This window comes from Grylomicrobium aquisgranense (assembly GCF_033971865.1).
Taxonomy (GTDB): Bacteria; Bacillota_I; Bacilli_A; order Erysipelotrichales; family Erysipelotrichaceae; genus Bulleidia; species Bulleidia massiliensis.
This window is the reverse complement of record NZ_JALBUR010000047.1, coordinates 1-11369: the sequence shown is the minus strand read 5'-3', so window position 1 is coordinate 11369 and position 11369 is coordinate 1. Positions and strand designations below refer to the sequence as shown.

At 45.2% G+C, this 11369-nt stretch carries 10 protein-coding genes; 7 read left to right on the top strand and 3 right to left on the bottom strand.

From position 1 onward, the window contains the following. The 3 genes from MOZ60_RS10755 to MOZ60_RS10745 form a co-directional block, all read left to right on the top strand. Positions 1-190 (top strand): hypothetical protein (locus MOZ60_RS10755; protein ID WP_370596681.1); only part of this gene is annotated, 190 nt, incomplete at its 5' end. Between the two features lie 488 nt (positions 191-678). Further along, complete coding sequence (locus tag MOZ60_RS10750) at positions 679-1266, top strand: DUF5626 family protein (protein WP_108774298.1); 588 nt, start codon at positions 679-681, stop codon at positions 1264-1266. A gap of 259 nt (positions 1267-1525) precedes the next feature. Then, positions 1526-2851: an MFS transporter gene (locus MOZ60_RS10745; protein ID WP_370596680.1), complete on the top strand. Its 1326-nt coding sequence runs from the start codon at positions 1526-1528 to the stop codon at positions 2849-2851. On the opposite strand, the gene MOZ60_RS10740 is transcribed toward MOZ60_RS10745, so the two are convergent. Beyond that, positions 2848-4302, bottom strand: a complete 1455-nt coding sequence (locus tag MOZ60_RS10740) for a S10 family peptidase (protein WP_370596679.1) — start codon at positions 4300-4302, stop codon at positions 2848-2850. The two genes, MOZ60_RS10745 and MOZ60_RS10740, sit on opposite strands and share 4 nt — an antisense overlap. Before the next feature lie 232 nt (positions 4303-4534). Between MOZ60_RS10740 and MOZ60_RS10735 the strand changes: the two genes are divergently transcribed. The 3 genes from MOZ60_RS10735 (at position 4535) to MOZ60_RS10725 (ending at position 6342) form a co-directional block, all read left to right on the top strand. Beyond that, positions 4535-4936, top strand: coding sequence for an Hsp20/alpha crystallin family protein (locus MOZ60_RS10735; RefSeq protein WP_370596678.1), 402 nt, complete (start codon positions 4535-4537; stop codon positions 4934-4936). Between the two features lie 49 nt (positions 4937-4985). Then, positions 4986-5405, top strand: coding sequence for an Hsp20/alpha crystallin family protein (locus MOZ60_RS10730; RefSeq protein ID WP_370596677.1), 420 nt, complete (start codon positions 4986-4988; stop codon positions 5403-5405). A gap of 403 nt (positions 5406-5808) precedes the next feature. Next, on the top strand, positions 5809-6342 hold the full coding sequence (locus MOZ60_RS10725) for a hypothetical protein (RefSeq protein WP_277645380.1): 534 nt from the start codon (positions 5809-5811) through the stop codon (positions 6340-6342). Between the two features lie 161 nt (positions 6343-6503). On the opposite strand, the gene pepT is transcribed toward MOZ60_RS10725, so the two are convergent. Then, a complete protein-coding gene (gene pepT / locus MOZ60_RS10720) occupies positions 6504-7745 on the bottom strand; it encodes a peptidase T (protein WP_370596676.1) in 1242 nt (413 codons plus the stop codon). 274 nt (positions 7746-8019) lie between these two features. Between pepT and mgtE the strand changes: the two genes are divergently transcribed. Beyond that, entirely contained in the window at positions 8020-9423 is a 1404-nt protein-coding gene (gene mgtE / locus MOZ60_RS10715) for a magnesium transporter (RefSeq protein ID WP_370596675.1), read from the top strand. A gap of 289 nt (positions 9424-9712) precedes the next feature. On the opposite strand, the gene MOZ60_RS10710 is transcribed toward mgtE, so the two are convergent. Continuing rightward, a complete protein-coding gene (locus MOZ60_RS10710; RefSeq protein ID WP_370596674.1) occupies positions 9713-11062 on the bottom strand; it encodes a transglutaminase-like domain-containing protein in 1350 nt (449 codons plus the stop codon). Positions 11063-11369: the final 307 nt, after the last annotated feature.

Sequence of the window (11369 nt, the reverse complement as noted above, 5' to 3'; positions counted from 1 at the left end):
CATTATAGAAAGAAGGTTATTCGTCAATTTCAGGTGGCCTTGGAGGTCCGGAATCACTCCGAATCTGACTCCAGAAAACTGGCCTTGGTTTCACCGGAAACCCGGCTTCGCCATATCGGTGTATTCAATATTTCTGGAAGTTAAGATTAATATGCCCTTTGAGGTAGAAATAATGGCTGCATTCAGCTAAATAATATAGTTTTAAAACATAACTATTATTATAACGAATTGTGTAATAAAAATATATGCTTGTTTTTTTACGTCATACCAATATGATAACTGTAGGACAGGAATGTGAAGAAAAATTGTTTGCTGAAAACAGTGAACAATAAGGTTATCGTGTTCGCTGCTGAGTCGAGAGATTTATTAGTGTTCTTCTTGAAATCTTGTGAAGCAATATCAAGCCACCGAAAAATATTACATATTAATTACTGAAAATTGCACATTGCTTGCAATATAAGGCGAAATATGCACGCTAGGTTAAAGCAAAATCTTTGGTAAAGTCACAATTCTCCCTGTTATCAAGAAAAGTGAGTGATGCATCTGTTGCACGTCAAATATAGTCAATTTTGACAATAATATAGTGAGAGTTCGTGATATGAGAAGTGCAGAATTAACAGCGTTCACTGTACTTCTTAGACAATATGAAAACGCTTATGTACGAAAAGGAGGCTGACTATGTCAAGTACAATTAAAAAAATCTTTTCCTCGCTAATGGTCCTTACTTTAGTTCTTCCACTAACTGCTTTAAAGGTTAATGCCGCATCTGATGAAAGCAATAGTCCTGTATTCGATAATGAAGGTTTGCAAGGTGATAAATTTGAAATTCCTACTTTACAGTTAGGAGAAAAGCAAAGCCATGAGGTAGTTCTTTCAAATGGTGAAGTGGGAATTATTACTGTTGAAAAGGTTGCTGATTTTTCGGATGAAAAATCAGACATTGATCATCTGATCTTTTTTGGATGGAGTCCTTGGCATACGAGAGCAAATGTGACTAATGGAACATATAAAATAAATGTTGTTACTGCTGCAGCGAATGCTGGGTTTACGATTGATATTAGAAATTACAGAATTACAGCTGCATATGATCCATGGCACTTTGTTGTGATAACGAGTGTTTCTGGCTCGCTATCTCTTGACTCTTCCACCAAAGCAACTTATTTTATGAATTTTAGTATGGCGATACCGTGGGTAGGCGGTCCAAGTTGGACCGGTGGAGTTCAAGCAAGAATTGAAGGCCGTAATTTAGTAACCTACTGGAGTTGAATGAGGTAGTTCTAATGAAAGGTACAATTATCGTAACGATCATTTTTATCATCGCTGTTATTGCACTGATTATGAATTTCAAGAGAATTATCAGATGGTTAAAGAATATCAAGTAAGTATGTCTTCATGACATCTTCAGAAAGTCAGTGTTATTGAAAGGCAGATTATTCAGAACAGGGAAGGATGACTTCTTCCAGTGCTTTGAGTTTCTGCTTTTTTTGCGGAAAAAAGACTATACTGAGGACAGAGGATAGAGTGTATGAAAACAAAATTATCATGGCAGCAGTGGCTCACCATCATTGTGTTTGGCCTGATCGGCCAGCTTGCCTGGGCTGTAGAAAACATGGAATTCAATCTGTTTCTGTTTAACAGGATCGGCGGCAGTGCTGGTGACATTGCAGCTATGGTTGCCTGCAGTGCTGCAGTATCTACCATTGCCACGCTGGTTGGCGGCATCATTTCTGACCGCATGGGACACCGGCGGTATTTCCTTTGTATCGGGTATGTTGTCTGGGGCATCATGACAGCATTGTTTGCATTGATTTCCAGAGAACATACGGCAATACTTTTCCCGGGAATGTCCACGGCAAAAGTGCTGGCAATGACAGTCACGATTGTGATTGTCATGGACGGCATCATGTCCTTCTGCGGATCGCTTGCCAATGATGCCTCCTTTAATGCCTGGGTGACAGAGACAAGTGATGAAACCAACCGCGGCACCATTGAAGGCGTGCTGAATGTATTTCCATTATTGGCGATGTTAATTGTGGCTGGCACGGGCAGTATTCTTTCTTCTCTGCTTGGCTGGCCGGCATTCTTTATCGTGATTGGTGCCAGTGTCAGTGTGGCAGGATTGGCAGGACTGCTCTTTGTGCCAGATACAAAACCTGTACAAAGCAAAGAGAAGATGAATTTCTGGGAAAGCATTGTCTATGGTTTCCGTCCATCCGTCATCCGTGAAAATGCAAAATTCTATCTCTGCCTGCTTGGTATCTGTATCTTCAATATTTCTGTACAGGTATTCATGCCGTATCTTCTGATTTATCTGGAAAAGACACTTGGCTTTGGGAATGCTTTGAGCGGTCTTGTCATGGCAGTGATCATCCTCTTTGCCAGCATCTGCTCTCTGGCAGTTGGCAGACTGGTGGACCGCTATGGCAAACGCACACTTGCTTTCATCAGTGTATCTCTTTACTGCATCGGTTTGTTTGCGGCAGGTTTTCTGACATCTGTGATTCCATTTATCATTGCCGGCATCATCATGATGACAGGCTATGTATCCATTCTGATCTTATTCTCCAGCGCCATTCGTGATGAGACGCCGGTCGATCATGTCGGCATGTTTCAGGGAATCCGCCTGCTTGCCTATGTACTTGTGCCGATGATCATCGGACCGATGATTGGCAGCGGCCTGATCAATGCGGTCAGTACACAGACGTATGTCAATTCCTATGGAGAAACCGTACTCTTACCAGTTGGCGTTCTGTTTACAGCAAGTGCTGTTGTGGGGCTGCTGCTGTACTTCTTTGCATTCCGTTTTCCAAAACAAACAAAAAAGGCGGCAGATGCCGCCCGTAAAGCTTAGTGATTGGAAGGATCCTTACCCTCGATGAAGGCTCTGACATCACTTGCCAGTGCATGGACATTATCCTCACCAAGGTAAATCATATGGCCTGATCCATAGCCCTTCCAGAACGTTTTGTCCTTGGGCAGATGGTCATGGTCAAGGGTATGGAAGACAAAGCCAAACTCCGTGCACAGATCAAACCAGCCATTGGCAAAGAAGGCACGCATGCCTGGTCTGCGGTCCATGGCTCTGCGCAGCTGTTCACCGGTTGTGCCCATTGGTGTTTCCTTGTCCCAGTTTTTCCAATAGTTGGCAAGCTGTACATAGGTACGGTCGAGCTTGACATTGAGTCTTGGCAGAACATCGCCGGTCAAGGCAGCATAGAAGTAAGCATCATAGCGGTCTGCTGTGGCATCATCTTCTTCGCCTTTATTGCGCTCTTCCAGCTGTGGCAGCAGCAATGGTCTTGTCACACGGCCGTCATAGCGGGATACGGCCTTGCCGTCTTTGCGGCATACTTCCGAGCGGAAATCATCATCGCCGATACGCAGATCACGTGCTTCCAGATATTCTCTGGATACACCGGTGTAATAGCAGACCTTTTCAATGATCTGCTCTTTTTCTTTGTCATCCAGGGATTCACCTTTGTAGAGTGCCAGCAGGTAATCATGATCCGCGAAGGCTTTGGCTTCTTTGACAAACTCTTCAACAGACTGGTCTGTTGGATGATGGTGATACCAGTTGACAGCGGCATAGGTAGGGAAGCCGATGATACTGGATTCTACCGGCATACCCTGGCCGAAGTACTGCCCGCATGTGATGGTATTGCCGATCATGACAACGCCGTCAAAGGCGATGCCATAGGCACGCTCTTTGCCTTCACTTGCCGCAATACCAACGGCGGTTGCGGTTCTTGTGCAGCCATAGCTTTCCCCAACCAGATACTTCGGCGAAAGACCGCGGTTGTACTTCCGGCACCAGAGCTCAATGAAGTTCAGCAGTGCTTCGGCATCCTGCTCAATGCCAAAGAAGTCTTTCTTTTTATCCTGGTTCAGCAATACACCATAACCGGTGCCAACCGGATCAATCAGAACGAGATCGGCAATGTCCAGCAGGCAGTCCGGATTGTCGATGACTTTCCAGGGACCGAATGCGGAAGGACGGTCAGGCTCACCATAGCTGACTCTGCGTACACCCAGGAAACCAGTATGGACATACATGGAAGAGCTGCCAGGGCCGCCATTGTAGCCAAAGATCACCGGTCTGGTGCTGGCATCTTTGACATCAGAACGAAAATAGGAATACGAGAAAATAGATGCGACGGCTTTTCCTTCAGAATCATAGAAGACATTGTCTTCAGATACAGTCTTGTAAGGAATCTTCTTGCCATTGAGTTCAATGGAACCTTCGGAAGTGAAGCGGGCAGGCTTGAAATCATCCTGCTTCATGCTTTCAGTCTGATACAACATATCTTGCCTCTTTTCTATGGGCTTCATTATAGCAAAGCGGGCAACAGAATGGAAAAGATACGATTTAGCAGTTAGAACATTTAAATGCTAGAAATAAAAATACGTAACATGAAATAGAGATTTGAAATACTAGCATAAATAATAATAAAAATTAGCACTTTACTATTGACAGTGCTAAACAAGTGATTACTATTATGGGTGTAAGAGGTGAGAGCCTCAGGGAGGTAATAACATGAGATACGCACCTGAAAGAAGTTTGTTTGAAGATATGTTCAATGAGTTTGGCCTGAATTCCACAGGTCTGATGAGAACAGATGTCCATAAGAAGGATGGCAGCTACAGCTTAGAGGTTGAGCTGCCGGGATATCACAAGGATGATATCAGAATTTCTCTGTACAATGGTGAGCTGACGATCCGTGCACAGCGCAATGAGAGCAAAGAAGAGAAAGATGCCAAGGGTGAAGTCGTTCATTCCGAGCGCAGCTATGGTGCCGTGAGCAGAACGTTCTATGTCGGTGATCATGTGAAGGAGAGCGACGTACATGCGTCCTATAACAACGGTATTCTGACTGTGACGGTTCCTTCCGCTGAGAAGAAAGAAGCCGAAGAGAAGAAGTATATTGATATCCAGTAATCAGCAAACTGAAGTTTGATCAGTAAAGGAGATGATTGCAATGAGGTTCATGCCGGATGTGAGAGATGATTTTGATCTGTTTGATGATGTCTTTGACAATGGGTTTGATGTTCCGATGTTCAATCAGGAGCCTGTGCTGAAGACAGACGTGGTTGAGAAAGACGGCAAGTATATCATGAAGACAGATCTGCCGGGCTTTGCAAAGAATGATGTCAAGGTAACACTTGAGAATGGCACATTGAGCATTCACGCTTCCCGCCATGAGAACAAGGACGAGAAGGACAAGAAGGGCAAGGTGCTGCGCCGTGAGAGAAGATACGGTTCCTACAGCCGCAGTTTCTATGTAGGCAATCAGGTGAAGGATTCCGATGTGAAGGCAAACTACAACAATGGTGTACTGACCATTGAGCTGCCTGCCAAGGAAGACAAGAAAGAGATCCCTGAAAAGAAGTACATTGCCATTGAATAATGGTATTTGCAAAGTGCCATACGTCCACACAAGGGACGAAAGGATCTGCCCCTGAGGCAGTAAGACATACAAATGAAGGTGTTCTGGATGATTTTCCGGAACACCTTTTGTTGTTATGAAAAATGGTGCAGCAGTCCTGGCGTTCAAAAAAAGGCTGTACGAAATATTCCTGACAGCGCAGCTATCATGAAATAGCAGTCTGTTGACTGCAAAACATGATATGTCGATTGTTTCTTATTAAATGTAGTCAATAGAATTTCTCAAAGTGAAAATTCAAATTTCCGGCAGGTGTACAAAGTGTCTGCTTTGAAATGATAAGTGCATGATACTATTTTGACAGAGGCAGTATCGATTATTCAGCAACAGTCAAATGATGCACTGATGAAAGGAAATATACTCTGACATGAAAAAACGATGGATTCGCATTGCGGTTATTTCGCTGCTTGTTCTTGCCTGTGTTTTCGCGGTAAAGCAATTCTTCTTTGACAGCTGGATCAGGTTTGTTAAGCCGGCAGCGGATGTGCCTGTTTCTGAAAATATGACGTATCATGTGCATCTGTCACGCTTTTTGCCAGGGAAAATTCAACTGACACAGTATTCTTATCTTGAGAATGAGTGGGAAAAGACGAAAACAGTTATGGTTGATGTTGATCAGCGTGATGTGATGCTTCATGTGGAACCGGATTCGGAAAAAACCGTTTCTGTATTTGTGGATGATGAGAAAGCTGCTTCCTTTGGTCCAATAGATCTGCCCAGGATAAGGGTACAGCTGCTGCTTCAAAACAGCCGGCATCTGAAAGTGGGAAAGGAACAGAACTTCTTTGCTGTTGGCAATGCGCATGATCCTTTTAAAATCACCTATGATAACAAAACACTGATCCCCGGCAACATTGAAACAGGTATGATTCTGTCAATCATGCTTGTTGATAATAATTAAGGGAGCTGCTGTATTAGACAGCTTATCGGTGATCTGAGCTTTTCAGAATTGACTGAGGATTGATTAATATCCATTTGGAGTAATACCAAAAAAGAGGCCATGGCTGATGACAGCTATGGCCTTTTAAAACGCTCATGAATTGCAGCAGGATGAATACAGGCTTATTTCTGCTTGCTGTAGAGATCGGCCAGATTGAGCAGAATCTCAACATTCTTTGACATGGACTGTACCGGTACATACTCAAAACGTCCATGGGCATTTTCATATCCAGCGGAAAGGTTAGGACATGGCAGACCGCGCCATGACAGTGCAGAGCCGTCCGTGCCGCCGCGGAAGGCCACCTTATGCGGGGTGATGCCAGCCATTTCAATGGCTTTGACCAGGTTTGGAATCATGAACGGAACTTTCTTAATGGCTTCGCCAAGATTGCGGTACTGGATGGAAATCTTAATGGATGCGGCATTATTGCCATATCTTCTGTTGATTTCTTCCGTGATCTTTTTCAGATAGTCATTTCGCTGATTGAAGATTTCGCTGTCATGGTCACGTACAATCATGGTCAGTACAGCATGTTCACAGGTTCCGTCAAAGGAAATCACATGGTAGAAGCCTTCTCTGCCTTCGGTGTACTGGGGCTTTTCAAACTTCGGCAGCATGCCCATGAACTCTGCACCCATATCCACGGCATTCTTCATGATGCCTTTGGCAGTGCCGGTATGAACAGATAAGCCAGTAAAGGTGACAATTGCTTCGGAGGCATTGAATGTTTCATCTTCATAATAACCGCAATAGTCGCCATCCAGTGTATAGGCAATCTTTGCCTGAAATCTGTTTAAATCCAGATCTCTGGCCAGACCGCCGACTTCTTCATCCGGCGTAAAGGCAAAGGCAAGCAGATTATGCTTTCTTTCCGGATGATTGACGAGGTATTCAATCATGGTCATGATCGCTGCAATGGATGCTTTGTCATCACCGCCCAGCAGGGTGGTGCCATCTGTCAGAACAAGATCCTGATGAATGTAGTTTTTCAGATTGGGATAGTCAGATACCTTCATGACGATATTCTTTTCTTTATTCAGGACAATGTCTGAACCATCATAATCCTCAAACACCCATGGCTTTACATTTTCACCAGAGGCATCCGGGGCAGTGTCCATGTGTGCCACAAAGCCGACTGGCATGCCTTCCTCTGTATTTGCCTGCAGCCACGCATAGACGACACAGTGCTCTTTGTCATAGTACGTATCCTTGACACCAATGTCCTGCAGTTCCTGATACAGCATCTTTGCCAGGTCAAACTGGCATGGCGTACTGGGGACTGTGCCGGTATGGTTTGCCGATTGTGTATTGACTTTTGCATAGCGGATCAGCCGTTCTTTTACTTTTTCATCAAATGTATTCATTTTCTTTCTCCTGCCTGCCATTATACACACAATTTTTTATCGCCAGGAGTCAATTCAGGGGTGAAATCCGACCGCGGTCAGAATAAAATGTATCTGAGAAGTGAAAGGGGTGGTTTTGCATGGATAGTGGTGCCGGTCACGAACGAAGAAGGCAGAAAATAAGCACACGCTCCTCAGACCACCCGAATTTCTGATCACATGACAATACGTGTCTGAAGCGCTGTGCCGGTTTTCTGTATGCATGCAGTACATGAATACAGGAGGAAAAAGAATCATGGCAGGAGCTGTAAAAGAAAAAGATAATGAAATGACAGCTGTGCAGTCGATTGCTCAGCTGGTCCGCAGCGGTCTTTCTCCAAAGGTGATCAACGAGAGACTGGATGACTATCACGCCAATGATATTGCCGATGCGCTGGATATTCTGCAGCCCAATGAAAGGGCTATTCTGTATCGGCTGATGGACGTTGACAGTCTGTCAGATGTGATGGAGTATTCGGATGATGCGGATAAGTATCTTGAAGAGATGAATCCGCGCAAGGCTTCGGATATTCTGGCTCACATGGAGCCGGATACAGCCGTGGATTTACTGAAGAATACAGATTCACGTTCCAAGGTTGTCTGGCTGGAATTGATGGATGAGGTGCACCGCAACAATATCCAGCGGCTGGCATCGTATGATGAAGATACCATTGCATCCCGTATGACAACCAACTTTGTAACATTGTCTTCCTCACTTTCCATCAAGGAAGCAATGAGTTCTCTGGTCAGGCAGGCGGAGGATCATGACAACATCTCACAGCTGTATGTCGTAGATGAAAAGGGTATCTACTATGGTGAGATTGATCTGAAGGAATTGATTCTGGCCCGCCAGGATGAGAAGCTGGAAGATATTGTTGTGACAGAGTATCCGTATGTGTATGCGGATGAAAGGATTGAAGACTGTCTGGAAAAACTGAAGGATTATTCCGAGGAATCCATTCCGGTACTGTCAGATGAAAACAGAATTCTTGGTGTGATTACTTCCCAGGATGTGGTTGAAGTTGTCGATGATGAGATGGGTGATGATTATGCCAAGCTCGCTGGTTTGACCGCTGAGGAAGATCTGCGGGAACCGCTGAAGGAATCTGTGCATAAACGTCTGCCATGGCTGGTATTACTGCTGGTGCTTGGTCTGTTTGTATCAAGTGTTGTTGGTCTGTTTGAGACCGTTGTAGCTACTCTGCCAATGATCATGAGCTTCCAATCCATGATTCTGGATATGTCCGGTAACGTCGGCACCCAGTCTCTGGCTGTAACCATCCGTGTATTGATGGATGAAAAGCTGACCGGCAAAGATAAGCTGCATCTTGTCCTGAAGGAAATGCGCTGCGGCCTTGTCAATGGCATGATCCTTGGTGCTCTGGCCTTTGTTGGCGTCGGTATCTTTATCATTCTCTTCAAGCACTATACACCGGCTCATGGCTTTGCCATCTCCGGCTGTATCGGTATTTCTCTGATGGTGGCAATGCTGATCTCCAGTGCGGTTGGTACAGTAATCCCGCTGTTCTTCAAGCAGATCGGTGTTGACCCGGCCGTTGCGTCCGGACCGCTGATCACAACGGTGACCGACCTGGTTGGTGTTGTGACATACTATGGCCTGGCATGGCTGCTGTTGATTGAAACCATACATGTAGCATAGAAAAGAGGCTACTGGGAAACCTGAAGCTGGAAAGCTTAAAGGTTGCAGCCTCCTTTTTTGTTTCTCACCTCATATACACTTAGCATTGCACCTATAAATAGAAGGGGGTTCACTTCAATGAAAGCTCGTATCTATGCATCTTTTTGAGATCTCCATACAAGCACTGCAAAGACTTCTGTCAGGATATTGCAGAATAAAAAACACTCGCCGCATTTTGAAACGAGTGTTCTTGGGTTAACAGTCAATGCTATCCGTTAACTTACTGACATTGGATCTTCTTCCGCTGTTTTTATTTGCGGGTGAGCTTTTCCATGGCAATGACTGTCTTGGTGGATTCCAGTTCATTACCGTGCAGGCCTCTGTCTTCATACTCAATCTCACCAGACTGATTGTCATAGGGGTCGCTGCGCCACCATTTCTTAGCTGGGTTGAATTCTTTCTGGAAGGCGTTGTTGGCAGCCATGCGGAAAGGATCTAGATTACCAAAGTAGAACTTCTGCCGTTTCAGATTTCCTACCCGGAAGGCAGAGCCGCCAAAGGAAGGATCCGCAAACAGCCACCCGTATGGCTTGATGTAGAACATGGCCCAGTCATGGTTGCCGGCACTGTCAGGGGTGACATAGAGACCGGACTGCCAGTGGGCAGGAATGCCTGCACAGCGGCAAAGCGTGATAAACAGCAGTGCCTTGACACCGCAGTCACCAATCCGCTGGGTGGCAGAGTATTCATTGATCAAACCCAGTGTCATGTATTCCCGCATGTAGGCATATGTAATGTTCTCCGTGCAATAGCGGTAGAAGTTCCATGCCTTGCGGTACGGATCTGTTTCATTGCCGGAAAGTTCTCTGCATAACGCTTTGATCAATGGAGAAAAGACAATCTGCGGCTGTTCTTCTTGGATATCAAAATCTGCAGTCTCTGTGCTGATGTGCTGATCTTCATGATAATTCACGATCGAATCGTATTCATATTCCACGAAGAACGGATGATTCTCTTTCAGATCTTCCTGGAAGGAGATGGTGCGGCTGGGGCTCTTTGGATCATCAATGAACGCATGCCCGCTGTGATCCAGAATGCGGATATTATGCATATTTATGCATTCTGCTGGAATGGGAAGGTGGACAAGTACTTTGCCGGGATGGAAGGCTTCATCCTTGATTCTGATTTCTGTCCGCAGATGAATGTGGCGGCCTGCCCAGCCTTTTTCTGCCATTTCATCGGCATTGTCTTCCAGCAGTTTATTGTGTTTTTGCAGAGGGCTTCCCACTGCTTCGGCAATCTCTGGCCATACTTTCTGCATGGACGCAAAGAAACGGGATTGCAGATGCACTTTGCCGTTGATATAGATCCAGTCGGCTGCCTTGCAGTCTTCATAGTGATGCAGCTGTGCCATCGTGAAGGATGGAATTTCTTTCTGCACAAGGGCCAGTGCCTGTTCTTCATCATATGGGTAGGCTGATGGCAGGCGGGAAAGAACTTCCCGTTCTGTCTCCAGACGGTCTTTCATGCATTGGGGTGTATAGGAATCCTGCAGATACAGCAAAATCAGGCGTTCTGCTTTGTTAAAATCGCCGGCTGCCTTGGCTTTGGCAACATCTTCCGGCAGCGGAAAACGCAGAGAAACAATTTTTTTGAGCATAAAGCATCTCCTTTTCAAGATATCATACACTTTTTCATCAACCTTTCACATTTGTTTCATCGTTTGTGCACAGCATGCTTGTACTATATGCTTGTCAGATGAGAAAGTATCTGCAAAAGTGATTTCTTTTCCTCCCTGAAATGAATCATGATTGGAGAAAGATCCTTGTGCCAGCATGGATCTTTTTCATAGTGTGTCGGGCATGGCACACATCTAGCCTGCAATAGAGGCAGGCCGCGGGTATTTGTCGCCAAGCGAAGTGAACTACCAGCCGAGGGTGAATAACCCAGAGCGAAAGCAGTAGCTA

Coding starts and splice junctions, on each gene's coding strand:
- MOZ60_RS10745 (WP_370596680.1), top strand. CDS start 1,526: ATGAAAACAAAATTATCATGGCAGCAGTGGCTCACCATCATTGTGTTT.
- MOZ60_RS10740 (WP_370596679.1), bottom strand. CDS start 4,302: ATGTTGTATCAGACTGAAAGCATGAAGCAGGATGATTTCAAGCCTGCC.
- mgtE (WP_370596675.1), top strand. CDS start 8,020: ATGGCAGGAGCTGTAAAAGAAAAAGATAATGAAATGACAGCTGTGCAG.
- MOZ60_RS10750 (WP_108774298.1), top strand. CDS start 679: ATGTCAAGTACAATTAAAAAAATCTTTTCCTCGCTAATGGTCCTTACT.
- MOZ60_RS10735 (WP_370596678.1), top strand. CDS start 4,535: ATGAGATACGCACCTGAAAGAAGTTTGTTTGAAGATATGTTCAATGAG.
- MOZ60_RS10730 (WP_370596677.1), top strand. CDS start 4,986: ATGCCGGATGTGAGAGATGATTTTGATCTGTTTGATGATGTCTTTGAC.
- MOZ60_RS10710 (WP_370596674.1), bottom strand. CDS start 11,062: ATGCTCAAAAAAATTGTTTCTCTGCGTTTTCCGCTGCCGGAAGATGTT.
- MOZ60_RS10725 (WP_277645380.1), top strand. CDS start 5,809: ATGAAAAAACGATGGATTCGCATTGCGGTTATTTCGCTGCTTGTTCTT.
- pepT (WP_370596676.1), bottom strand. CDS start 7,745: ATGAATACATTTGATGAAAAAGTAAAAGAACGGCTGATCCGCTATGCA.